This window comes from Ureibacillus galli (assembly GCF_014836845.1).
GTDB lineage: Bacteria > Bacillota > Bacilli > Bacillales_A > Planococcaceae > Ureibacillus > Ureibacillus galli.
Window position 1 is genome coordinate 1 of record NZ_JACSQA010000027.1, and the last position, 25267, is coordinate 25267.

At 35.7% G+C, this 25267-nt stretch carries 21 protein-coding genes; 16 read left to right on the forward strand and 5 right to left on the reverse strand.

The window, feature by feature from the left end; translation table 11 throughout:
- Positions 1-456: 456 nt before the first annotated feature.
- From ilvD to leuD, 8 genes are all read left to right on the forward strand, one after another.
- Positions 457-2127, forward strand: a complete 1671-nt coding sequence (gene ilvD / locus H9636_RS14765; RefSeq protein WP_191708337.1) for a dihydroxy-acid dehydratase — start codon at positions 457-459, stop codon at positions 2125-2127.
- A gap of 428 nt (positions 2128-2555) precedes the next feature.
- Entirely contained in the window at positions 2556-4325 is a 1770-nt protein-coding gene (gene ilvB, locus H9636_RS14770; protein ID WP_191708338.1) for a biosynthetic-type acetolactate synthase large subunit, read from the forward strand.
- Positions 4322-4840: an acetolactate synthase small subunit gene (gene ilvN / locus H9636_RS14775; RefSeq protein WP_191708339.1), complete on the forward strand. Its 519-nt coding sequence runs from the start codon at positions 4322-4324 to the stop codon at positions 4838-4840. The genes ilvB and ilvN overlap by 4 nt, the downstream gene beginning before the upstream one ends.
- A 99-nt stretch (positions 4841-4939) precedes the next feature.
- The gene (gene ilvC / locus H9636_RS14780; protein WP_191708340.1) at positions 4940-5953 is read left to right on the forward strand and encodes a ketol-acid reductoisomerase; all 1014 of its coding nucleotides are present in this window, start codon (positions 4940-4942) and stop codon (positions 5951-5953) included.
- The gene (locus H9636_RS14785) at positions 5953-7497 is read left to right on the forward strand and encodes a 2-isopropylmalate synthase (RefSeq protein WP_191708341.1); all 1545 of its coding nucleotides are present in this window, start codon (positions 5953-5955) and stop codon (positions 7495-7497) included. Before ilvC ends, H9636_RS14785 begins: the two co-directional genes overlap by 1 nt.
- Before the next feature lie 108 nt (positions 7498-7605).
- Positions 7606-8703, forward strand: a complete 1098-nt coding sequence (gene leuB, locus H9636_RS14790) for a 3-isopropylmalate dehydrogenase (RefSeq protein WP_191708342.1) — start codon at positions 7606-7608, stop codon at positions 8701-8703.
- Between the two features lie 16 nt (positions 8704-8719).
- Positions 8720-10129, forward strand: a complete 1410-nt coding sequence (gene leuC / locus H9636_RS14795) for a 3-isopropylmalate dehydratase large subunit (RefSeq protein WP_191708343.1) — start codon at positions 8720-8722, stop codon at positions 10127-10129.
- An 18-nt stretch (positions 10130-10147) separates the two neighbouring features.
- On the forward strand, positions 10148-10738 hold the full coding sequence (gene leuD, locus H9636_RS14800) for a 3-isopropylmalate dehydratase small subunit (protein ID WP_191708344.1): 591 nt from the start codon (positions 10148-10150) through the stop codon (positions 10736-10738).
- A gap of 49 nt (positions 10739-10787) precedes the next feature.
- Here the strand turns inward: leuD and H9636_RS14805 are convergent, their stop codons facing one another.
- Entirely contained in the window at positions 10788-12089 is a 1302-nt protein-coding gene (locus H9636_RS14805; protein WP_191708345.1) for an MFS transporter, read from the reverse strand.
- Positions 12090-12281: 192 nt separating this feature from the next.
- Here H9636_RS14805 and H9636_RS14810 point away from each other — a divergent pair, with 192 nt between their 5' ends.
- Positions 12282-13538 carry a helix-turn-helix domain-containing protein gene (locus tag H9636_RS14810; RefSeq protein ID WP_191708346.1) on the forward strand — a complete coding sequence of 419 codons (1257 nt, stop codon included), beginning with the start codon at positions 12282-12284 and terminating at the stop codon, positions 13536-13538.
- 48 nt (positions 13539-13586) lie between these two features.
- Here the strand turns inward: H9636_RS14810 and yfkAB are convergent, their stop codons facing one another.
- Together yfkAB and H9636_RS14820 are read right to left on the reverse strand one after the other, a co-directional pair.
- Positions 13587-14696 carry a radical SAM/CxCxxxxC motif protein YfkAB gene (gene yfkAB / locus H9636_RS14815; protein ID WP_191708347.1) on the reverse strand — a complete coding sequence of 370 codons (1110 nt, stop codon included), beginning with the start codon at positions 14694-14696 and terminating at the stop codon, positions 13587-13589.
- Positions 14697-14821: 125 nt separating this feature from the next.
- Positions 14822-16741, reverse strand: coding sequence for a right-handed parallel beta-helix repeat-containing protein (locus H9636_RS14820; protein WP_191708348.1), 1920 nt, complete (start codon positions 16739-16741; stop codon positions 14822-14824).
- 240 nt (positions 16742-16981) lie between these two features.
- On the opposite strand from H9636_RS14820, the gene H9636_RS14825 reads away from it, so the two are divergent.
- The 4 genes from H9636_RS14825 (at position 16982) to H9636_RS14840 (ending at position 21786) form a co-directional block, all read left to right on the forward strand.
- The gene (locus H9636_RS14825) at positions 16982-17812 is read left to right on the forward strand and encodes a DUF2785 domain-containing protein (RefSeq protein WP_191708349.1); all 831 of its coding nucleotides are present in this window, start codon (positions 16982-16984) and stop codon (positions 17810-17812) included.
- A gap of 31 nt (positions 17813-17843) precedes the next feature.
- Positions 17844-18398 (forward strand): hypothetical protein, encoded by a 555-nt coding sequence (locus H9636_RS14830; RefSeq protein WP_191708350.1) that lies wholly within the window; start codon positions 17844-17846, stop codon positions 18396-18398.
- Positions 18399-18614: 216 nt separating this feature from the next.
- Complete coding sequence (gene acnA, locus H9636_RS14835; RefSeq protein ID WP_191708351.1) at positions 18615-21317, forward strand: aconitate hydratase AcnA; 2703 nt, start codon at positions 18615-18617, stop codon at positions 21315-21317.
- Positions 21318-21516: 199 nt separating this feature from the next.
- Complete coding sequence (locus H9636_RS14840) at positions 21517-21786, forward strand: hypothetical protein (RefSeq protein WP_191708352.1); 270 nt, start codon at positions 21517-21519, stop codon at positions 21784-21786.
- A gap of 49 nt (positions 21787-21835) precedes the next feature.
- On the opposite strand, the gene H9636_RS14845 is transcribed toward H9636_RS14840, so the two are convergent.
- Together H9636_RS14845 and H9636_RS14850 are read right to left on the reverse strand one after the other, a co-directional pair.
- Positions 21836-22129 (reverse strand): YxcD family protein, encoded by a 294-nt coding sequence (locus tag H9636_RS14845; RefSeq protein WP_191708353.1) that lies wholly within the window; start codon positions 22127-22129, stop codon positions 21836-21838.
- Positions 22117-22575, reverse strand: a complete 459-nt coding sequence (locus tag H9636_RS14850) for a hypothetical protein (RefSeq protein ID WP_191708354.1) — start codon at positions 22573-22575, stop codon at positions 22117-22119. The genes H9636_RS14845 and H9636_RS14850 overlap by 13 nt, the downstream gene beginning before the upstream one ends.
- Before the next feature lie 262 nt (positions 22576-22837).
- Between H9636_RS14850 and H9636_RS14855 the strand changes: the two genes are divergently transcribed.
- The 3 genes from H9636_RS14855 (at position 22838) to H9636_RS14865 (ending at position 25239) form a co-directional block, all read left to right on the forward strand.
- On the forward strand, positions 22838-23101 hold the full coding sequence (locus H9636_RS14855) for a YhdT family protein (protein ID WP_191708355.1): 264 nt from the start codon (positions 22838-22840) through the stop codon (positions 23099-23101).
- Entirely contained in the window at positions 23101-24546 is a 1446-nt protein-coding gene (panF, locus tag H9636_RS14860) for a sodium/pantothenate symporter (RefSeq protein ID WP_191708374.1), read from the forward strand. Before H9636_RS14855 ends, panF begins: the two co-directional genes overlap by 1 nt.
- 111 nt (positions 24547-24657) lie before the next feature.
- Positions 24658-25239, forward strand: coding sequence for a transcriptional regulator (locus H9636_RS14865; RefSeq protein ID WP_191708356.1), 582 nt, complete (start codon positions 24658-24660; stop codon positions 25237-25239).
- Positions 25240-25267 lie beyond the last annotated feature (28 nt).

Below are 25267 nucleotides of genomic sequence, written 5' to 3' on the forward strand. Positions count from 1 at the left end.
AGCCGGTGAAATTTTACTTATCGTAAAATTTCACCGGCTTTTCATTTCAGAGGTGGGTTTTGTCCCAGCCTCTTTTTTATTTTTGTCCAAATAGTTCGTTTACATTTTAATGATAAGATTGTTTTACAGTAAATTAAGTTGAAAAATCATCTACAAATCAAATTAATAATAAAATTTTGGAATTTTTTCAAATTTATTTTTAAAATCCTAATGCTTGTAATGGCGTGATTGTAAACGATTACAAATTATAAGAGTTTTTCAAATTGTGAAAATAATTAAAAAAATCATATTGACCTAACATCCTTTTATGTACTATGATAACAACAATTTAAAACGTTCGCTGTTTATAAGCGAACACAATCATGTTACTTAAACAGAACATGATTGCTTAATTTCTATACTATTATTCTATTAAAATTTCATAACATAGTAGAAAATATGAGGGGCGTTTCAATAATGAGAAGTGACATGATTAAAGTAGGAGTTGATCGTGCTCCTCACCGTAGTCTTCTTTATGCTACAGGTAAAGTAAAAGCGAAAGATTTAGGTAAACCATTTATCGGTATTTGTAATTCTTATATCGATATCATTCCGGGACATGTCCATTTACGTGAATTTGCGGATGTTGTAAAGGAAGCAATCATTGAAGCAGGGGGCATTCCATTCGAATTTAATACTATTGGTGTTGACGATGGAATTGCAATGGGTCATATAGGAATGCGTTATTCACTACCAAGCCGTGAATTAATAGCTGACTCAGCTGAAACGGTTATTAACGCGCACTGGTTTGATGGGGTATTTTACATTCCAAACTGTGACAAAATTACCCCAGGTATGTTAATGGCTGCTGTACGGACGAATGTACCATCCATTTTTGTTTCGGGTGGACCGATGGAAGCTGGTAAGTCATCTTCTGGGAAACAATTATCCTTATCTTCAGTATTTGAGGGTGTTGGAGCACATAAATCGGGTAATATGTCCGCTGAAGAATTATTAGACATCGAAAATAATGCATGTCCTACATGTGGTTCTTGTTCAGGAATGTTCACAGCAAATTCGATGAACTGTTTAATGGAAATGCTTGGTGTAGCACTACCTGGTAACGGTACAATCGTAGCAACGAGTGAACAACGACACGAACTTATAAAACAAGCAGCAAAACATTTAATTCGAATGATCGAAGAAGATATTAAACCTCGGGATATTATTACTAAAGAAGCAATCGATGATGCATTTGCTCTAGATATGGCCATGGGTGGTTCCACTAATACTGTTCTACATACTTTAGCTATTGCAAACGAAGCCGAAATTGACTATGACTTACAAGAAATCAATAAAGTCGCATCCCGTGTACCATACTTAGCGAAAATAATGCCAGCATCCGATATATCGATGGATGATATTAATAAAGCGGGTGGCGTAAGTGCTATTATTAATGAATTAACAAAAATCCCAGGAGCAATTCATCCAGATCGGTTAACCGTTGCAGGGAAAACGATGGGTGAACTCGTTAAAGATTATCATATTACGAATGATCAAGTCATCCGAACAAAAGACAATCCATATAGTCCTGTTGGTGGACTATCCATTTTATACGGAAATATTGCACCTGAGGGATCAGTTATTAAAGTTGGTGCAGTCGATCCATCCATTCAAACCTTCGTTGGTGAGGCAATCGTTTTTGATTCACAGGACGAGGCACAAGCTGCTATCGATAACGGTACTGTAAAAGAAGGACACGTAGTCGTCATTCGGTATGAAGGACCAAAGGGAGGACCGGGAATGCCGGAAATGCTTGCTCCTACATCCGCAATTATGGGGCGTGGTTTAGGTACAAAAGTAGCTTTAATAACGGACGGACGCTTTAGCGGTGCTTCAAGAGGAATATCCATTGGACATATTTCACCGGAAGCTGCTGAAGGGGGACCAATCGCTTTAATTGAAAATGGTGATACAATTGTTATTGATTTACCAAACAGAACTATTCATTTAGATGTTTCAGACGAAGTGTTGAACAGTCGTCGCCAAAATCTAAAACCATTTGAACCTAAAATAAAACATGGATGGTTAGCAAGATATTCAAAACTTGTAACAAATGCTTCTAAAGGTGGCATTATGAAAATATAATTCATCAGACTGGTTTATTAAAGTGTATATTTAAAAAATAAATATGTAAATTCGATGATGAGGTTAAAGGTTATAGAGCCTTGTATTTACCAGAGAGTCGGTATTGCTGGAAGCCGATGATACAACTATAACTGACATCCCCTCGGAGTGAGCTATTAAACGCAATTTGCCATTAGATAGCTCCGGGCATATTTCAAAATGCTCGTTATAAACGAATAGTGTTCCTATCTAGTTGCACACAAAAGATTCGAAATATTTCGAATCTTTTGTGTGGGTAGGTTGTTAAAACTATTCACGAGGTAGCAATTTGCTACGAACAAGGGTGGTACCATGAAAGTCTTTTTCATCCCTACGTAAAAGGTTTCTTTTGCGTTGGAGAAAAAGGCTTTTTTATTTTTTATTTTTAAAGTAAAGGGAGGAGTCAACAAATGACTGCTAATGTATCAGCAAGCGAAAAATTAGATGCAAACGCAATAAGTCAATCACAACCTGAAAAAAAATTTAAACCAAAAAATGGTGCAGACTTACTAATTCAGGCATTACATGATCAAGATGTAGAAATTGTTTTTGGTTACCCTGGCGGTGCTGTCTTACATTTATATGATGCAATGTACAAAAATCCTATACGACATATTTTAACAAGACATGAACAAGGTGCAATTCATGCAGCGGAAGGATATGCGCGGGTTTTAAATAAACCAGGTGTTGTTATTGCGACAAGTGGTCCTGGTGCAACGAATTTAGTAACTGGAATAACGGATGCTATGATTGACTCCATCCCATTAGTTATTTTCACAGGGCAAGTTGCCACTTCGGTTATTGGATCCGATGCTTTCCAAGAAGCTGATGTAATCGGCATTACAACACCTATTACAAAACATAATTATCAAGTGCAAGATGTTAACGATATTCCGAGAATTGTAAAAGAAGCTTTCCATATTGCGAATAGTGGTCGGAAAGGTCCTGTGTTAATTGACTTCCCTAAAAATATTTCGGCAGATGTTTTTGACGAAGCTTTAGCAGAGGCAAGTAGAGAAAAGGAAATATATTTACCAGGATATCAACCGAATTCAAAACCGAACTATTTACAAATTCAAAAAGCAATCCAAGCGATTAGCGAATCGAAAAAGCCATTAGTTTTGGCTGGTGCAGGTGTATTATTTGCCGATGCGCGAGAAGAACTGACGGCATTCGTAGAAAAATACAAAATTCCTGTAGTTAATACTTTATTAGGTTTAGGAAGTATCCATGGGAATCACGAATTGAATTATGGAATGGCTGGTATGCATGGGGCAGTCGTAGCCAACGATGCAATCCAAAATGCTGATTTACTTATCAATATTGGCGCACGATTTGATGACCGATTAACGGGGGATACCAAATTATTTGCACCTAATGCAACGATTATCCATATTGATATCGATCCAGCTGAAATTGGTAAAAACATTCCAACGGATGTGCCAATCGTTGCTGATGCAAAAGAAGCTTTAATAGCTATTTTGAAAAAGGATTTCCAAGCACCAGATACAAATGCATGGATTGACTATTTAAATGAAAAGCAAACGAATTATCCATATTGGTATGTGGAAGATGAAAGAGAAATATTACCACAACAAGCTATTCAACTAATCCATTCGATTACAAATGGTGATGCAATCGTTACTACGGATGTTGGCCAGCATCAAATGTGGGTTGCCCAATATTATCGTCAAAATCATGGACATCGATGGGTCACTTCCGGTGGACTTGGAACAATGGGATTCGGGTTCCCAGCTGCCATTGGTGCTCAATTTGCCAAACCGGATAAAAAAGTCATTGCGATTTGCGGTGACGCTGGTTTCCAAATGACTGCTCAGGAGCTGGCTTTATTGAAGGAGTTCCATTTACCTGTCAAAATTGTTATTCTAAACAATTTTGCATTAGGTATGGTTCGTCAATGGCAACAAACTTTCTATGAAGGTCGGTATTCCCAAAGTTTAATGCCGGTACAACCAGACTTTGTAAAATTAGCTGATGCATATGGCATTAAAGGGTATCAAATTGACACTTTAGATGAAGCAAGTGCAATTTTTGAAGAAGCATTAAATTCAGATGAACCTGTTTTAATTGACTGTAGAGTGAAACAAGTAGAAAACGTATATCCAATGGTTCCACCAGGTAAAGCATTACATGAAATGATCGGGGTGAAGAAATTTTGAAACGCGTCATTACAGTAACCGTGATAAACCAAAGCGGAGTATTAAACCGGATCACAGGACTCATGATGAAAAGACAATTTAATATCGAGTCCATTACGGTTGGTCATACGGAACAATTGAACATTTCGAAAATGACTTTTGTCGTCAATGTAGAAGATGAAGTGAAATTAGAACAACTCATTAAACAGTTGTCTAAACAGATTGATGTGTTAAAGGTAAACGATATTACGGAAAAATCGATCGTTTTAAGGGAACTTGCTCTTATTAAAGTCGTATCTCCCGGAAATATTAGGTTGGAAATGAATGCAATTGTTGAACCGTTCAGACCACAAATTATCGATACATCTAAAAATGTTGTGACATATCAAGTCGTTGGTCATCCTGACAAAATTGATGCATTTATTGAGCTCATACGTCCTTATGGCATTAAAGAATTAACAAGGACAGGGATTACAGCATCAGTCAGAGAAACACAGCCGTCCGATTCTGCACCACAACTTTCCATATTAAAATAACTTTTTAAAAGGGTATTCGTTTAAACGCCAACCGTTACAACTCATGTGACGGTTGAGCTACTAAATTCAAATAGATTTAACTATTAGGAGGAAATGAAAATGACAAAAATGTATTATCAAAACGAAATTAACGAGGCAGTATTAGCAGAAAAGAAAATTGCAATTATTGGTTATGGTTCACAAGGTCATGCCCATGCTCAAAATTTAAAAGACTCTGGTTTTAACGTAGTAGTTGGTGTTCGCCCAGGTAAATCATTCGACCAAGCAAAGGAAGATGGGTTAGAGGTAAAAACAGTAGCAGAAGCTGCACGTGAAGGAGATATTATTCAAATCTTATTACCAGACGAAAGACAAAAACAAGTCTATGAAGAGGAAATCGCACCAAATCTAGAACCAGGAAATGCATTAATGTTTGCCCACGGGTTCAACATTAACTTTGGTCAAATTGTACCTCCAGCAGATGTCGATGTATTTTTAGTAGCACCTAAAGGTCCTGGTCACTTAGTTCGTCGTACTTATGTCCAAGGTGCTGGTGTTCCTGCATTGTTTGCTATTTATCAAGATGCGACTGGAGAAGCAAGAAGTTTAGCTTTAGCTTACGGTAAAGGAATTGGCGCTGCTCGTGCTGGAATGTTAGAAACAACATTCAAAGAAGAAACGGAAACCGATCTATTCGGGGAACAGGCTGTACTTTGTGGAGGTACAACACAATTAGTAAAATACGGCTTTGAAACGTTAGTTGAAGCAGGCTATCAACCAGAACTTGCTTACTTTGAAACTCTTCACGAACTAAAATTAATTGTTGATTTAATGTACGAAGGTGGTATGGAAACAATGCGTTACTCCGTTTCGGATACTGCTGAGTGGGGAGATTATGTTTCCGGTCCTCGTATTATCGATGAATCTGTCAAAACTCGCATGAAAGAAGTTTTAGCGGATATCCAAGATGGCACATTTGCAAAGGATTGGATTAAAGAAAATGAAACGAATCGCCCACGTTATAACGAATATAAAAAAGCTGGTGCGGAACATCAAATTGAACAAGTAGGTTCAAAATTACGCGAAATGATGCCTTTCATTAATGAAGGGAAGAAAAAAGTGGTGGTGAAGTAATGCGTAAAATAGATATTTTTGACACAACTCTTCGTGATGGGGAACAGTCCGCTGGAATCAATTTAAATACAGCAGAAAAAATTGAAATAGCAAAGCAATTAGAACGTCTAGGTACAACAATTATTGAAGCAGGTTTCCCTGCTTCAAGCCCTGGGGATTTTGAAGCGGTAAATCGCATTGCGAGCACAGTAAAAAATTCTATTGTAACAGGTCTTGCTCGCTGTATCCAAAGTGATATTGATGCTACTTGGGAAGCAATTAAAGTAGCAGAACAGCCTCATATACATGTATTTCTCGCTACAAGCCCTATTCATATGCAATATAAATTAAAAAAATCTGAAGAGCAAGTTATCGAGCAAGCTGTAGAAGCTGTTAAATACGCAAAAAAATTCTTCTCACTTGTACAATGGTCTGCTGAAGATGGATTCCGATCTGATCGTGACTTCCTTGTCCGAATTATAGAAAAAGTAATTGAGGCAGGGGCAACAACGATTAACGTACCTGATACAGTAGGATATGCATCGCCTCAAGAATATGGTGAGCTTTTCAAATTTTTACGTGAAAATGTTCGAGGGGCAGAAAAGGTCAAATTCTCCGCCCATTGTCATGATGACTTAGGAATGGCTGTTGCTAATTCCATTGCTGCCATTCAAAATGGGGCAGATCAAGTAGAATGTACGATTAATGGTATTGGAGAGCGGGCCGGAAATGCTTCATTAGAAGAAATTGGTGTTGCCATGCATATTCGAAAAGATCTTTATCAAGTGGAAACTGGATTAAATTTAAAAGAAATTAAAAGAACTTCCCAGTTAGTCAGTCGTTTAACCGGCGTTGTTATTCAACCTAATAAAGCGGTCGTAGGGAAAAACGCCTTTGCCCACGAATCTGGAATCCATCAAGATGGTGTATTAAAACATAAAGAAACGTATGAAATCATTTCACCAGCACTTATAGGAGAAGGAGAAGTTCCTTTAGTCTTAGGAAAACATTCCGGCCGTGCTGCCTTCCGGGATCGGGCAGTTAAAATGGGCTTTGAATTATCTGATGAAAAATTAAATAAAGCGTTCCAAGAGTTCAAAAAATTAGCTGATCGGAAAAAAGAAATTACAGAGGAAGATTTAATTACGCTTCTAACAGAACAACAAGTTTCAATTGAAGATGTCCCATTATTTGAACTAAAATCCGTTCAAGTTTCTTATGGAACTGAAAATATTCCAACTGCTACTGCTTCTGTCTTAACTCCTGATGGACAATTAAAAACATTAGCTGCCACAGGTGCAGGTTCGGTAGAGGCAATTTTCAATACGCTTGAACAATTAGTTGAAGCAACGATTAATATACTCGATTTTCGTGTGAAATCTGTAAGTAAAGGGCGAGATGCGCTAGGGGAAGCTGTTGTTAATTTACGATATAACGGATTTACAACAACGGGGCGCGATGCATCGCAAGACGTTCTCGAAGCGGCAGCAAAAGCCTACTTAAACGCTATAAATCGTCATTTAATTCAGGCAAATGTTTTTGCAAAGCAAACTGCTGAAGTATAATTTCTTTCATTATTAACGGTAGAAACGCCATCAAATGTTAAACGTTTGATGGTATTTCTTTAAACTCTTTCTACCTAAAGAGAATAAACAAAAGAAAGGTGTGTTCAGGTGGAAAAGAAAATTACAGTCCTTCCTGGGGATGGGATTGGTCCAGAAGTGATTGCTGCTGCAGTACGCGTATTAAAAGTAATAGGGAAACGTTACAACCATGACTTTCAATTAGCTTATGCGGCCATAGGAGGCGCAGCCATTGATCAGTTTAATAATCCACTACCGGAAAAGACGATTGAAATGTGTAAGGAAAGTGATGCAATTCTCTTAGGCGCTGTTGGTGGTCCAAAGTGGGATAACAATCCTGCAGAATTAAGACCGGAGAAAGGCTTACTTAATATCAGAAAAACTTTCGACTTATTTGCCAATCTACGTCCTGTAAAAGCATTTCCTAGTTTACTAGATGCTTCGCCTTTAAAAAGGGAAGTAGCGGAAAACGTGGATTTAATGATTGTTCGAGAATTGACGGGTGGTATTTATTTTGGTGAAAAACATCGAACGGAAGATGAAGCGAGTGATTTAAACGTTTATTCTCGTCAAGAAATAGAACGAATTGTAGATAAAGCATTTGAACTGGCAAAGCTTCGAAAGGGGCGATTATGCTCAGTAGATAAAGCAAACGTTCTAGAAACATCAAGATTATGGCGTCAAATCGTTGAAGAGAAAAAGGAACAATATCCAGAGATTGCAGTAGAACATAACTTAGTCGATTCAGTTGCAATGAAGCTTATTACAAATCCGGAGCACTATGATGTCGTGGTAACAGATAATATGTTTGGCGATATTTTGAGCGATGAAGCTTCAGTAATCACAGGATCCCTTGGCGTACTACCTTCTGCATCAATTCGTAGTGATCATTTCGGACTTTATGAGCCTGTACATGGATCTGCACCTGAGATTGCAGGTGAGGGAATTGCTAATCCAGCAGCAGCGATTCTTTCGGTTGCTATGATGCTTCGCTATTCATTCGGTATGACAGTAGAAGCTGAAGAAATTGAAAAAGCGGTCGATGACGTATTTAATGACGGTTGTTACACTGCTGACTTAGTAAAAAATGGCGAACCTTCCTTTACGACAGACGAATGGACAGATAAAGTAATTGCCAAAATTGATTCGAATTTCGTTATTGACTGTATTATGGAATCTTATATTTAAAGGATTGGTGAAGATAATGGCCAAAAATATTATTGAAAAAATTTGGGATTCACATGTTGTTTATGAGGAACCCGGCAAACCAGATCTACTTTATATTGACCTTCATTTAATTCATGAAGTGACTTCTCCTCAAGCCTTTGAAGGATTACGTTTAGCAGGGAGAAAAGTTCGGCGTCCCGATCTTTGTTTTGCCACAATGGATCATAACGTTCCGACAAAGAACTTACCGACTATTAACGATCCTATTGCTAAAAAACAAATAACAACATTAGCCGAAAATGCAAAGGAGTTTGGAATTCAGCTTGCAGATATCGGGCATCCTGACCAAGGTATCGTACATGTGATTGGACCAGAACTAGGGTTAACTCAACCTGGTAAAACGATTGTTTGCGGTGATTCCCATACATCAACCCATGGTGCATTCGGTGCATTAGCTTTCGGTATCGGAACTTCAGAAGTAGAACATGTGTTATCGACTCAAACATTATGGCAATCAAAACCACCAACAATGGAAATCCGAATAAATGGAAAACTTGGAGTTGGGGTCGCTGCAAAAGACATTATTTTAGCCATTATTGCGAAATGGGGAATCGGTGTCGGAACAGGTCATATCGTTGAGTACACAGGGGAAGTAATACGCAACTTATCAATGGAAGAACGAATGACGATTTGTAATATGTCTATAGAAGCTGGTGCAAAAGCGGGGCTTATTTCACCGGATAATAAAACAGTAGAATATTTACGTGGACGACGTTTTGCTCCAAAGGATGAGCAATTCGAAAAGGCTGCCGAATATTGGTTAAGCTTAGCTTCAGATGCCGAATGTTCCTATGATGTCGTATTGGAAATTGATGCTGAAGAAATCGAACCAATTGTTACATGGGGAACAAACCCATCTATGGGTACTGGAATAACAAAAAATGTTCCATCAGTCGAAGATTTTGAAACAGAATCCGATAAAGCTGCTTTGCGAAAAGCATTAACGTATATGGGGTTAGAAGAAGGCCAACCAATCTCTTCTATTAAAATACAGCACGTATTTATCGGTTCTTGTACAAATTCCCGTCTATCAGACTTGCGTACAGCAGCTAGTATTGTAGAAGGTAAGAAAATACATCCAGGAGTTCGAGGAATTGTCGTTCCAGGATCCCATTCAACAAAATTATTAGCAGAAGCTGAAGGGTTAGATAAAATCTTTATCGAAGCTGGTTTTGAATGGCGTGAATCAGGTTGCTCCGCGTGTCTTGGCATGAATGAAGACATCATCCCTTCAGGTGAACGTTGTGCTTCAACTTCAAACCGAAACTTCGAAGGACGCCAAGGAGCAGGTGCGCGCACTCATTTAGTCAGTCCTGCCATGGCTGCGGCAGCTGCTATTGAAGGGCACTTCGTAGATGCTCGTAAATATGTGAAACAAGAAGTTTAAGCCGAGGAGTGAAATGAAATGGAACCTATTAATCAAGTAAAGAGTGTTATTACACCATTGGATCGAAAAAATGTGGATACTGACCAAATTATTTCAAAAGAGTTTTTAAAACGAATCGAACGAACTGGTTTTGGTCGCTATTTGTTCTATCATTGGAGATTTGATGAACAAGGAAACGAAAGATCTGATTTTGTATTAAATAAACCTGAATATAAAGGCTCTCAAATTTTAGTTGCACAAGATAATTTCGGCTGCGGTTCTTCCCGCGAACATGCTCCTTGGGCTATTTTAGATTACGGTTTCCGAGTAGTAATTGCACCAAGTTTTGCAGATATTTTCCACAACAACTGTTTTAAAAATGGAATTTTACCAATTAAATTAACCGAAAAAGAGTGCGATGAAATTTTAGAAAAAGGTATGCAAAGTCCATACCATGTGGAAGTAAATTTAGAAGAACAAACTGTTAAAGGCTTAGATGGATCCATTTATTCCTTTTCAATTGATCCATACTATAAAGAAATGCTGTTAAATGGATGGGATGAAATCTCCTTAACATTCCAGTATGAAGAACATATAAAGGCATACGAAGAAAAAAGAATTGTTTTCTAAATGAAATAAATCGATAAAATCAGCATTACTGATTTTATCGATTTTTATTTTACGTATTTTTAAATAGTGGCTGTTCTATGTCTCTTGTATTCTTTTTTAAATCTGGATAAATACTTACAATTAAAGATCTTGGAATCGCAACGAGTGTAATAAGAATTAATGCAGCACTACAAAATAGCAAAATAATTTGCGCAGGAACATAATCATACAGAATACCAAAAATTAATGAACCAATTGGCATTAATCCCATTGCCATCATTTCTAGAATCCCAAATATTCGCCCTCGGTAACTTTCGTCCACATCCTTTTGCATCATGACCATAATTGGCGTATTCGTTAATACTGTTAAACAACCGAAAGAGAACATGACAGCTAAGAAATAAACAAATAATACGGTTGATGAAAAATGGAATATTAATGGAATTGCCATTACACCTACTAAAATACCTAACATAAATAGGGCACGCTTCGAAAAAAGAAGAGGGTATTTCACATTGGACCTTGTTGCGAAATAAAGAGAAATAAATAGCATACCAATAGCCGCTGCAGCTTCAATAAACCCAATAAGTGAATACTTTACCTTTAAAACTTCAACTAAAATAAAGTTAATCCCAACACTTACAGAAGATAAAAATAAATTTAACCATAGACTAACAATAACAATTCGCGATATAACCTTTTTTGTTTTTAAATAGGCAAATCCTTCTTTAAAACTTTGAATCATTGACTCTTCGTTCGATACAGGTTCATCAAGTTGTTTTGTATAAAGTCTAAAATTCATTGTTGCTTCTAATAAAAAGGCAACGATATACGAAAGGATATTAATGAATAAAAACCATTCCATGGAAACAAAACCAAAGAGCATTCCACCGACAATAGGTCCACCGATTCCTGAAACGGATATCGATAATTGGTTAAAGGACATTGCTTTTTGAATTCTCTCTTCATCAACTAAGTTAGCAATTGATGCTGAAAAAGCAATACCTGAGAAGGTACTACAAATCGTATAAAAAAAGGTCGTGATGTAAATAGCCACAACGGAAATATCAAACAGTAAACTATAAATAAGTAAACCACTAATAGTTAAGATGGTCCCACCTTGACCTACAAGAACCATTACCTTTTTTGGAAATCGATCAGCTAATATCCCTGCAATAGGTGACAAAATAACGCGTGGAATAATTGAAAATATTAAGTTGGCAGCAAAACTTAGTGCAGAACCAGTCATCGATAAAATATACATACTAATTCCAAAGGAATAAACATTCGCTCCAAGAGCAGAAATAATTTTACTGAACAAAAACGTATATAAATGATATGTTGCTCGCCTCTTTTTGACAATATCAACCATATTAACAACCCCTCAACTTAAAAGTTTAATTTAATTAAACTAATAATAAACTAAATTTTGGTAAGCCGCAATACAAATGTTTAATTAAATTTAACTTTTGTTGCGTATCATACCGGTAACGATTAAAATTTGTTTAATAAAACTAAAATATTTCCGATTGAATTGTTAATTGATACAATAGATGGAAATGGGGTGGTTAGAATTAATTCTCTAGGTGAACGTATTAAAAAAATTAGAAAAGAAAAGAAAATGACTTTAGCAGAAGTTGCTGGTGATCGATTAACAAAAGGCATGTTAAGTTTAATCGAAAATGGGAAAGCACAGCCTTCAATGGAAAGTTTGAGATATATTGCTGAAAGAATTGGAGTAGAAGTTTCATCTTTACTAGACGAGGATCACATAGAGGAGCTTCGTACTTTACTTTTTGAAATTGAAAAGGAGTATAATAATATTTTTTCACCTTTTGAACTAAGGGAAAAGGATGTTATGGTTCGTTTACTTCATAGGATTCTTTCAGTAAGAGAGAAATTACATGGGAAAAACTATGAAGAAATAAGATTATTGGATTTATACACCCGACTGAATACAGTATTGAACTATCGAGAAGAGACGATCACTATGTCTCACGTCATTGCTTTTTACGAAAAAATTCATGCATATAGTCAAGTCATTAGTTGTTATTCTTTCTTATCAGGATTTTATTTCAATAAAAATGACTATCAAAATGCTTTAAAATGGATACAAGAAGCTGAAAAAAGAACAAAGCCATACGAACATTTAATCGATAAATTATCTATTTTAGATATGCATTATATATTAACAGTCCTTTATGGTGCCATAGATGATCCTGAAAACTCTCATAAACATCTTAATTTCGCATTAGATATCGCCCACGAAAATCGAATCTATTATCGATTAGATGATTTTTATCGTTATTCTTTCGTCTTAGCCATTCAACAAGGGGATGAGGAAAAAAGCGCCTATTATTTAAAAAAGCTCAAACAACATGCTGACTTTACAGAGGATGAGCTCGCACATAATACACTCGTATTTTGCCAAGCCCATTATATGAATATGATTGATAAGGATTACGAACAGGTTCATAGTTTAAATCAACATATGAGAAAAAGTTCGTATGGTACAAAAGTGGACGAGCATATTTTTACGTTTTATCGAATGGAACAAACCTTTGCCTATTGGGCGCAAGGACATTATAATGAAGCGCTCCAAACAAGTGAAGACTTATCAATCCCATTTTTTACCCATCATCCGATTGACTTAGCGATTATGTATAGAAGCTTTGCAGTAAGGGCCCTTTGCTTTCTAGAATTAGGGGAGAAGGAAGCGGCAAAACGGGAAATTTTATACGCTTATCATGGGGTAATGAATTTTACTAATTCGATTTATAAAACTTTCATCGAAGAAGCATATAAAAAAGTTCAACTATAAAAGGTTAAGTAGGGAAGTGGAGTCCACAACTTTACTTAACCTTTTGCATTATTTTACTGAACCACTAATAAATTCAGCATCTTTATAGTACATATTTTTTACTAATACGTTAGGTCCTAGGCATTTGACAGCAGGGCAATGGCAATTTAACGATTTTGCCAAATCCGTTGCTAACCATTTATCAAAAACATGTGGTAACGAATCTTTTTGGATATTACCCAAAGCAGGAGTATCTCCGAAGTCTGTTACGATCACATCACCTGTAAAAATATTTACGTTTAAACGTGAACGACCATCTGGATCATTACGTAATGTTACATTTTTCGCTTCACGTAAACGTTGGAGTAATTTTTGATCTTCTTCATTTTGACTACATGGATAAAAAGGAAGGGTTCCAAATAACATCCACGTATTTTCATCACGAATATCTAATATTTTATGAATTGCTTCCCGAGTTTCATCTAATGTAAGGGAAGTTAAACTTGATGCAAAATCTGAAGGGTACATCGGATGTACTTCGTGACGAGCACATTTCATTTCATGAACGATTTGATGGTGAATATGTTCAATATATGGAATCGTCTTTTTATTTAACATTGTTTCGGCTGATACCATCACTCCTTGATCTGCAAGCATACGGGAGTTTTCAATCATTCTTTCAAAAAGGTTAGCCCGTTGATCAAAAGTCGGTTTTCTTTCCATCATCGCAAAACCAGTTTCCACAAATTCCTCAATCGTTCCCCAGTTATGAGAGATATGCAATACATCTAAATAAGGGGCAATCTCCAAATATCGTTCTCCATCAATTGTTAAGTTGGAATTCATTTGCGTGCGAACACCGCGTTCATGGGCATATTGTAAAATTGGCTTCACATATTGTTTAACCGACTTTTTACTAAGCATCGGTTCTCCACCAGTAATACTTAACGTTCTTAAATGGGGAATTTCATCTAAACGTTTTAAAATTAAATCCACTGGAAGAGCTTCCGGGTCTTTCGTTTGAAGTGTATAGCCAACTGCGCAATGGGCGCATCTCATATTACATAAAGTTGTCGTTGTAAATTCTATGTTAGAGAGTGTTAATTTCCCGAATTGTTCTACATCTAAATAAGCTTCCCAAGGATCGAACTTTGGGGTGATTTTTTCTAATGTTCTCATAGTTTTCGATCTTCCTTTCCAAAAAACTATTTTCTCACACAAAATCCCTTTCGAAAACTAAAATTGCTTCATTTAGAACATTTAACCTATTTCGGGATAATTCTCTCTATTTTCTAGCTTCAAAATCAGAAATCTAATTGCTTAATAAAACTATGATTTTCACTATAATAAACATCACCATAACTATTTTCTACGACTGTTTTGATAATTTCGATTTTAGAAAAGTTGACTGCCTGCACATTAAATCGCGATTTATTGTTCCGAATAATACTATCGGATACATATACCGAAGATTGATTTTGAGCAAAAATATCCGTAAGGGCACCATCCGTAATTTGAACACTCTTTAATTCTACAGTCGATTCAAAATCAATCCAAAGTTGATGTTGACCATGTTTGGAAATAAAGCAATCTTGAATATAGACTTCACTATGATTTTGAATAAATAAAGCATTTCGCTTCCCATCAAACATTTCACTATTTTTCATTATCACTGAACTATCATTGACAACAATTTGCGCCAATTCATGATGGAAAATTTGGCTATCGAACAAATAAAGACTCGAATTTCTTAACACTTTCATACCATAAGATTTTCCATTATAAATTTGACATTGCTCGAATCTCCCAGTAGAAAGATCACATATTTCCACTTGTACATTATGGCTATCATAAAATTGGCATTGGGTAGCAGTTAATTCACATTCATTCACAATAAACAAACTTTTACCATTATAAAATTGGCTTTGAAGCAAACCAATCTGCACGTGGGATTTGCATGCGATATGGGGCATCTCATTATCATAAAACTTGCATAAATCTACTTCCACTTTTGAATGGGACATTGCTAATATACCATTCCCAATGTTATCGGATAAAATTGACTTAATCACCGTTAACTCTGATTTAAAAATGGTTATCGCTGAATTGGCATTGTGGGTAATTTCACTTTCTACTATCGTACAATTTCCTTTATCCTCGATACAAATCCCAACATGATAGCCTTCCTTTACAACACATTTTTTCATCGAACAAATAGACTTATTGGAAATCGAAATTTGTGCAGAACGATGTCCATTTAATTTTGAATCATATAAATTAACTATTGATCCATCCAGTACTTGAACTCCCATACTTTCGCCGCTATGAATATGGCAACATTCGATATTCATTTTTGAACTTTTCGAAACGACAACATTCGCTTTTTTATTTTGTGCGATAACGCAATGATAAGTTTGTACTTCACCGTGTTGAGTCACTGATATTCCTGTAAAATCCCCTTGGATTACGGAGCAATACCTAGCAGTTAAATACCCATTTTGAACGGAAATTTGGGACTTACTGTTAGATTGAAAAACCGTCGTTTGTAACGATGCATCTCCCGCGTCTAATAAATGCAAACCTATCCCATTACCAGACTCAATCAAACTTTCATGATCAATATATTTGGCATCTTCGACTATAATTTGTGCGTTTGAATGATGATGTAAATGAACATTTCTCGTTTGTATTAGGGAGCTATTTTTAATCCATATTCCATGTTTCCCATGGGAGAATTCACATTTTTCTATACACGCTTGAGAAGACTCAGCTAAAATGTGGACTTTATCATTTTTAATAAAAGTACAGTTTTCAAAAATCGCTTTGCTGTTATTTATAATTGAAACAGCCATTTCCTTTGCTTGTTCAAAATGACAGTTATAAGCGTTAATTTTTCCACCGTCAACTGTTACATGAATATTGCTTTTCCCACCGACAAATCGGCAATTTTGAAGCACTACTTCGCCTTCTACATACATTTGAGCGGTAGGGGATATCGTGATATTTTGCATAGAAACAGAAGTATTTTTCGGAACGATAATAAATCCTTCAATCACCGTTTCCTCATGCATGTCTCCAGCCAAAACCATGTTTTTATCAAAATGAATGGATTCTCTATATAATTTCGGTTTTAGTTGTATTAAGTTACCTGCCTTTGAATGTTGGATTGTATGTTGAATCGTTTTTACTTTTGATAAAAAAGAAAATAAGTGCTTAAAGACCATCAGGGTATTTCCTCCTCATAAACAATCAATACTCCTATTTTCACTAAAAATTCCTAATCTTAATCGTTTTCTAACGAAAGTTTGAAAAATTTGGGATAAAAAAAACAATAGGACAAATTTGAGCTTCATCCCATGCATTCAAAACCTAATTAACTCTAGCAATTATTCATTTTTGCCAAATAGCTTTTAGAAGTTTACAATTGAATCAATTGTGCTCATCTAGCTAAGGAGGATACTACTTTGAAAGAAACTTTATTAAAATTACTCGATATGAATCATGACGAAAGACAACAATATATGAATGAAAAGGGCGATATTCTTATCGAAAATATGTTGAACAATATCGGTTACCCTGAAGATGAATTACGAGATAAATTAAATTATCGACTGTTTATAGAAATGTTAGCAGACAATTTATTTACGACTGTACAAATGAATCAACTGACTAAGAAACTAAAAGGAACTGATTTTTTATATGCTTCTATTGGGGAACGGGATACTGACCAAGTTTTTATTAGATCTTTTTCTGCGCTATGGTTGTGTGGATTACTAAATGTCGATTCACAAATTCGCTTTTTATCCGATGAGGAGGCGAAAGAAATTTTAGAGGCAACCACCCATTATTTATCGCAAGAAAACGATGTAAGAGGATTCGTTCATGACAAAGGTTGGGCGCATGCCATTGCCCATGGAGCTGATTTGGCTACAGCTATTGTTGCCCATCCTTTATTTGAAATGCGATTTGCGCCAACTCTTTTACAAGGAATTAAAAACAGCCTATGGAAAGGGACTGTCTATATTGATGATGAAGATGAACGTCTCGTTACCATTATTGAAAAACTAATGATAAAAGATTTTCCAGAAGAAATTTTAATTGAATGGGTAGAGCAAGTTTTCGATAAATTACAATATTATTTAATGGAGGTAGGCTATACTCCACAATATTTCGCTGCACGTACAAATACATTACATTTTATGAAAACTTTATACTTTACATTAAAATTTTCTCAAAAAATGCCTGAACTAAAAGGAGTAGTTTCCTTATTTATTGGAAAATGGATGAAACAATAATAAAGTAGGCTGGTAATCGAGGTGAAAAAGGATGCGAAATCGTTTAACAAGAATTTTATTATTTGCTGGTTTAGTTATTGTTCTAGCTTTTATATTCAATTTGTCTTTAACCCAGTTCACTGGTGACGGAAAAGATAGTCCGCAAGAAGCTCTTCCAACGGATGCAGATTATGAATGGATTGATGGTCCAAAAAGTGAAAAATTGCAACGTTATTTTTTCTTATCAAATGGGCAATATTTTGGAACCGGTATTGTGGAAAAAAACTTAAAAGGGTGGAATGCAGGGGAAGGGACTTATTCGAAACTGCCTCATGAACTTGCGGAAAATATAATTCCTTCAGCCCATTCAGATAGTAAAATTTTATACGGGTTAGTAAAACCAAAAGGGGATATTCAAATTACTGTTAACAATAAACCCGCCAAACTAATTCAACTTAATAATTTATCGAACAAAATAATATCCTCCTACAATATAGAAGGATATGCTATTTGGTACATAGATTTAGCCGATATCGAGTTTGCAGAAAGTTATACAATAAAAGTATTAGGGGATAATCATTCCGTACTTAATGAGTTAACTATATAACTTTAATCTAAATCAAGGGGCATCGATACGATGCTCTTTTCTATTTTGATAAAGTAAGTTATAATGATTTGCGCAAAGTAAATTACTAGGTCATAAAAATAACTTATCACAAAAGATAAAATTAATGTAATTTACTTATGTATAAGAATCGTTTATGATAATTACTGGAGAAAAGCTTTGCAAGCCTTTTCAATATTAATTAGGGGGAGTACAAAAATGGCAAGCAACTTACACAACAGCCGTTCTTCATTCGAAGTGAATGGTAAAAAGTATAACTTCTACCGTTTAGCTGCAATCGAAGAAGCTGGTATCGCAAACGTATCACGCCTTCCATACTCAATTAAAGTATTATTAGAATCTGTATTACGTCAATATGATGGTTACGTAATTAAAGAAGAACATGTAGACGAATTAGCAAAATGGGCTGAAGGTGCTAATCCTGAAGCGGAAGTACCATTCAAACCTTCTCGTGTAGTATTACAAGACTTCACTGGGGTTCCAGTAGTAGTTGATTTAGCATCTTTACGTTCAGCTATGAAAGAATTAGGTGGAGATCCAAATAAAATCAACCCAGCTATTCCTGTTGACCTTGTAATTGACCACTCAGTTCAAGTTGACAAATACGGTAATGCTTCTGCATTACAAGCAAACATGGATCTTGAGTTCGAACGTAACGCAGAACGTTACAACTTCTTAAAATGGGCTCAAACTGCATACGATAACTTCCGTGCTGTACCACCAGCAACAGGTATCGTTCACCAAGTAAACTTAGAATATTTAGCTCCAGTCGTTCACGTTAAAGAGAACGAAGATGGAACTTTTGAAACTTTCCCAGATTCAGTTGTAGGTACTGACTCTCATACAACAATGATCAACGGTATCGGTGTTCTTGGATGGGGTGTAGGTGGTATCGAAGCTGAAGCAGGTATGCTTGGACAACCTTCTTACTTCCCAATTCCAGAAGTTATCGGTGTAAAATTAACTGGGGAACTTCCAAACGGTGCAACTGCTACTGACTTAGCATTAAAAGTAACTCAAGTTTTACGTCAACGTGGCGTAGTTAACAAATTCGTAGAATTCTTCGGTCCTGGTGTATCTAAATTACCATTAGCTGACCGTGCTACAATTTCGAACATGGCTCCAGAATACGGTGCTACATGTGGTTACTTCGCAATTGACGAAGAATCTTTAAACTATATGCGTTTAACTGGTCGTGACGAAGAGCACATCCAAGTTGTAGAAAGCTACTTAAAAGCAAACAACATGTTCTTTGATCCATCATTAGAACCAGTTTACACGGATGTATTAGAAATTAAATTAGACGAAATCGAACCAAATCTTTCTGGTCCTAAACGTCCACAAGATTTAATTCCACTTTCAGAAATGAAAGCTCGTTACCACGAAGCAGTTACTGCTCCAATGGGCGTACAAGGTTTCGGTTTAACTGAAGAAGAGTTCTCTAAAACATCTACAATTAAATTTGCTGATGGCGATGTAGAAATGCCAACAGGTGCTGTAGCAATCGCTGCAATCACTTCTTGTACAAATACATCTAACCCATACGTTCTTTTAGCTGCTGGTTTAGTTGCGAAAAAAGCAGTTGAAAAGGGTATTCAACCACCAAAATGGGTAAAAACTTCTTTAGCACCAGGTTCTAAAGTTGTTACTGGTTATTTAGAAGAATCAGGTTTACAAAGCTACCTAGACCAAATCGGATTCAACACAGTTGGTTATGGTTGTACAACATGTATCGGTAACTCAGGTCCATTATTACCTGAAATCGAAGAAGCAATTAAAGACAAAGATCTATTCGTAACTTCAGTACTTTCTGGTAACCGTAACTTCGAAGGTCGTGTACACCCATTAGTAAAAGCTAACTATTTAGCTTCTCCACCACTTGTAGTTGCTTACGCATTAGCAGGTACTGTAGATATCGATTTACAAAAAGATTCTTTAGGTAAAGACAAAGATGGTAACGATGTATTCTTCGCTGACATCTGGCCTTCAACTGAAGAAGTAAATGAAGTATTAAACAAAGTTGTTACTCGTGAATTATTCCAAAAAGAATATGCAAAAGTATTCGATAGCAACGAAAAATGGAATGAAATTGAAACATCAACTGAGTCTCTATACACATTTGATGAAAAATCAACTTACATTCAAAACCCACCATTCTTCCAAGGATTATCTAAAACTCCTGAGCCAATCAAAGGGCTTGATGGATTACGTGTAATCGCTAAGTTTGGTGACTCTATTACAACTGACCACATTTCACCAGCTGGTGCAATTGGTAAAGATACACCTGCAGGTAAATACCTACAAGAAAATGGTGTTGCAATCCGTGACTTCAACTCTTATGGTTCTCGTCGTGGTAACCATGAAGTAATGATGCGTGGTACTTTCGCTAACATCCGTATCCGTAACCAAATCGCTCCTGGTACAGAAGGTGGATTCACTACTTACTGGCCAACAGGAGATGTGGAATACATTTATGATGCAGCGATGAAATACCAAGAACAAGGTACTGGTTTAGTTGTATTAGCTGGTAACGATTATGGTATGGGTTCTTCTCGTGACTGGGCTGCAAAAGGTACATTCTTATTAGGTATTAAAACAGTTATCGCTCAAAGCTACGAGCGTATTCACCGTTCAAACCTTGTAATGATGGGTGTTTTACCACTTCAATTCTTACCAGGTGATAGCGCTGAATCTCTAGGCTTAACTGGTAAAGAAGAAATTTCTGTTAATATTACAGATAATGTTAAACCACGTGATATTTTAACAGTTACTGCAAAAGCAGAAGATGGAACAGTTAAAGAATTCAAAGCTCTAGCTCGTTTCGACTCAGAAGTAGAAGTAGACTACTACCGTCATGGTGGTATCCTACAAATGGTACTTCGTAATAAAGCAGCACAATAATTTTACTCTAAATAGAAACCGATAAGTTCAATTTGAACTTATCGGTTTTTTATTATAAATAAAAAAGTATTTTATAAATGGGGAACTAAAAATTCATTTTACATACAATAGAAATTTTTATTGAAAACGATAGTTACTGTTAATAAAATAAAAGAAATAAAATATATTATTTTATAATGAAATATAAGAGGGAGGAATTATGAATAATAGATATAGCATTCTTGCGAAGTTTCGAGATGGGCGTTATTTTTATTTAAACTTTAACAATCCGAACATATTGGATTGTTTAGAACAAATTCCTCCGCCTCAAGGATTGCTAGCCTTAACAAGATGGCCTATTTATAAACACGCTGAAATTGAATTTTTTGTAGAATTAATCAATGGAAACATTAAATATTATCATTTAAAGGATCGTAATACGAATGTAAGAAAAACTGTTACATTAGATCAAACCGAATTAGATTATTAATAAAATGTCGTAAATAAAAAGAGGTGTCTACTAAGACACCTCTTAACTTTTACCATTCAATATTTGCAATGATTCCTTCATCATCATGAAGTTCTAATACAATTCTTGCAGAAATCGAATCACGATGCAATTGTTCATCAAGATATAACCGAATAGCAGTGATAAAATTCACTGTATTATAAAAGTCCATTTGCCCGTTCAAATAGGCTTCAGCAGTGAAACCAGCTACATCATCATACATTAATTCAACTTCCACATCCGTCGGTTGGACGTGTTTAAATTTTGCATGAAAATAACAAAGGGCATTGATTACTTCTTGTTCAGATAATGTTATCTTTTCCAACTGTCTGTTACCTCTTTATCCTTTTTCCGTTTCATCATTTGATAGATTTTCATACAAATGAAAACAATCAATATAATGGCTGCTGCATTAATCGCAAATCCTAAAATATTCCCGATTAACCCCATATCAGAGAAAAGACTACCGAACAATAGTCCAGCCAGTCCACCAACAAATAATCCTTTCATTAAGCCACCGCTAGAAAACCCACCTTTTGTAGCAGTACTCGTTGATTTGTTTGTCGTTGAAGTCGATTTATTTACAGTAGAGTTTGTTCCTGTATTATTATCTTGGATATTATTCTTTGTACCAGAATTACTATTGTAGCTTTTCTTACCGGACTTGTACGATTTTGCTTCAACCGTTTGAACATCATCAACAAGCATAACAGTCCCTACACTTGAGAAAGCTAAAGCGAAGGCCATTAAAATTGCAGAAAGTTTTTTCATAAAGTAAATCCTCCATCCTAATTAACACACAATCATGTGTGAGTACTCTATTATTATAACAAATTATGTTAGCGTAAAAAAACAATTTCCCTCTAGTAAAACGTTTTATTTCTCTTTCCTTCATATTTTGAATAATTTGATCATGATCTATACAAAGAAAATGGCGCAGTTCATAATAACTTACTAGAAAATCTTCCATTTCCATAAATGACAAAGTATGATAGAAAAGTATTCAAGTTTTAAAATGAAAGGATGAATCAAGTTGCAAGATAAGCGTTTTCAAATCGCAAATCGTGAGGCGTTAATTGGCGTAGCGCTTGTAATGATTAACTTTGCTATTTGGTTTGGATTTGCATACGGATTAGGTTCCGGTGATCCAACAGAATATCAATATATTTTAGGCTTTCCCGCATGGTTTTTTTATAGTTGTATAGCTGGTTCGATATTTATGATTTTTCTCATTTGGTTAACAATCAAAATATTTTTCAAGGATGTACCATTTGAGGATGGGGAGGAAGAAATATGATTCATTGGCAAGTGATTATTCCACTTCTCGTCTTTTTAATTATTATATTTATGATCGGTTTTTGGGCAAACAAACAAGTCCGGACTTCTAATTCATTCTTGCAAGAATATTTTTTAGGTGGTCGTGAAATGGGAGGATTCCTTCTTGCGATGACGATGATGGCCACCTACGGTAGTGCGTCCAGTTTTATTGGTGGTCCAGGGGTTTCTTATAATTTAGGACTCGGTTGGGTCCTTCTGTCCATGGCTCAACTTCCAGCAGGCTATTTTGTTTTAATGATTTTAGGAAAGAAATTTGCCATCATTTCTAGACGTTACGAAGCCATTACATTAATTGATTTCTTAAAAAAGCGTTATGAAAGTAACATTGTTATTTTCATTTCAGCTATTAGTATTATTGTCTTTCTCTTTGCATCCATGACAGCCCAATGGGTAGGGGGAGCACGATTAATTGAATCATTAACGGGGCTTAATTATACCGTTGCCTTATTAATATTCGCTGTGACAGTACTTGTCTATGTTATTATTGGTGGATTCCGTGCCGTTGCTTTAACGGATGCCATGCAAGGAACCGTTATGATTATTGGAACCATTATTTTATTAATTGGAACGATTATTGCGGGTGGGGGAGTAGATAATATTATGAACTCCCTTGTTACAGAAAATCCACAAATGTTATCACCCTTTGGTTCAGATGGATCTTTAACTCCTTTATATGTATCAACGTTTTGGATTTTAATCGGTTTAGGTGTCATTGGTTTACCCCAAATTGCTGTTCGTGCAATGAGCTATAAAGATTCCAAAAGCTTGCATTTAGCCATTTTAATCGGAACAATCGGAATCGGGACGATCATGTTCGGAATGCATTTAATAGGTGTACTTGCTCGACCAGTCGTTCCGGGAATTGAAGTAGCAGACACCGTCATGCCTATTTTAACTTTAGAAGTTCTACACCCAGTCTTAGCAGGTATTGTTTTAGCAGCACCGATGGCAGCGATTATGTCGACGGTAAATGCATTGTTAATCCTTGTAAGTTCAACTGTAGTAAAGGATGTTTATCTTAATTTCATTAATCCTAATGCAACAGATAAACAAATAAAAAAGAGAAGCTTTATCGTCACAACTGTCATTGGACTAGCCGTTGTTTTCTTTGCATTAAAGCCACCTGAATTTTTAATTACATTAAATCTTTTTGCCTTTGGTGGCCTTGAATCTGCCTTTTTATGGTCTGTTGTTTTCGGTCTATATTGGAAGAAGGCAAATAAATACGGTGTTATTTCATCAATGATTACTGGACTTTTCCTTTATATTTATATTACGAGTGAATTTCCGAACATTTTTGGGATGCACAGCGTAACAATTCCTGTGCTAGCCTCCTTCTTTGTATTTATCGTAGTAAGTCTTTTAACCCATCAAAAGACAAAATTAACGTCGAAGGATATATAAGAAAGCTTTTGAATGACGTTTTCTTTCTTTATATGGTAATGTCATACATGATAGATTTTAGGGACTTTCTTTAAGAAATGACCAAAATAAAAACGAAAGGGGTCATTTCATATGACAAATAATGTGACAACACAATATAACGGGATGATTTTGTTAACAGGCTATTTACAACGATTATTCGTTGCTGAAACCATTTATCGAAGAGTTGGGGAACCTTTTGAGCAAGAGCGCTATGATAAAGTAAAAGCACTTTTAGATGAAGCCTATACGATTTTACCAGTATTTGAAGAAACACATACTTTAACTGCTGCGCAAAAAATACAACTTCAGTTAATTGCTCAACAAACAGAAGAATTAATGAAGACGTATTTTAAACAAATGCCTTTATCCTTTAATCAAAAGCTTGCTATTGTAGGATCATCCTTATACGCCGAACAACATGTGAATGCAGGAATAATTCGTTTAGGAAAAATGTTTAATGTGGAAGTAAATAAAGATTTCCACCAACGTACTAAATTTTATGAAGAACGAACAAAAATGATTGATTATCTAGTTTTTGTTCTCCATCATGAGCAAGAACCAGAGGAACAAATTAAAAAACCGATTGATCCTTGGTTTAACGATGTCATGAAAAATAATGATTTTGTATTAGAAGACTTTAAACAAATTGCTGAAATGCTAGAATTCAACTAAAAAGAAGCTGATTGGGGCAAAATCCCTA

Excerpts from the sequence above, each read along its gene's own strand:
- ilvD (WP_191708337.1), top strand. The coding sequence starts at position 457 with ATGAGAAGTGACATGATTAAAGTAGGAGTTGATCGTGCTCCTCACCGT.
- ilvB (WP_191708338.1), top strand. The coding sequence starts at position 2,556 with ATGACTGCTAATGTATCAGCAAGCGAAAAATTAGATGCAAACGCAATA.
- ilvC (WP_191708340.1), top strand. The coding sequence starts at position 4,940 with ATGACAAAAATGTATTATCAAAACGAAATTAACGAGGCAGTATTAGCA.
- H9636_RS14785 (WP_191708341.1), top strand. The coding sequence starts at position 5,953 with ATGCGTAAAATAGATATTTTTGACACAACTCTTCGTGATGGGGAACAG.
- leuC (WP_191708343.1), top strand. The coding sequence starts at position 8,720 with ATGGCCAAAAATATTATTGAAAAAATTTGGGATTCACATGTTGTTTAT.
- leuD (WP_191708344.1), top strand. The coding sequence starts at position 10,148 with ATGGAACCTATTAATCAAGTAAAGAGTGTTATTACACCATTGGATCGA.
- H9636_RS14805 (WP_191708345.1), bottom strand. The coding sequence starts at position 12,089 with ATGGTTGATATTGTCAAAAAGAGGCGAGCAACATATCATTTATATACG.
- yfkAB (WP_191708347.1), bottom strand. The coding sequence starts at position 14,696 with ATGAGAACATTAGAAAAAATCACCCCAAAGTTCGATCCTTGGGAAGCT.
- H9636_RS14820 (WP_191708348.1), bottom strand. The coding sequence starts at position 16,741 with ATGGTCTTTAAGCACTTATTTTCTTTTTTATCAAAAGTAAAAACGATT.
- H9636_RS14830 (WP_191708350.1), top strand. The coding sequence starts at position 17,844 with ATGCGAAATCGTTTAACAAGAATTTTATTATTTGCTGGTTTAGTTATT.
- acnA (WP_191708351.1), top strand. The coding sequence starts at position 18,615 with ATGGCAAGCAACTTACACAACAGCCGTTCTTCATTCGAAGTGAATGGT.
- H9636_RS14840 (WP_191708352.1), top strand. The coding sequence starts at position 21,517 with ATGAATAATAGATATAGCATTCTTGCGAAGTTTCGAGATGGGCGTTAT.
- H9636_RS14850 (WP_191708354.1), bottom strand. The coding sequence starts at position 22,575 with ATGAAAAAACTTTCTGCAATTTTAATGGCCTTCGCTTTAGCTTTCTCA.
- H9636_RS14865 (WP_191708356.1), top strand. The coding sequence starts at position 24,658 with ATGACAAATAATGTGACAACACAATATAACGGGATGATTTTGTTAACA.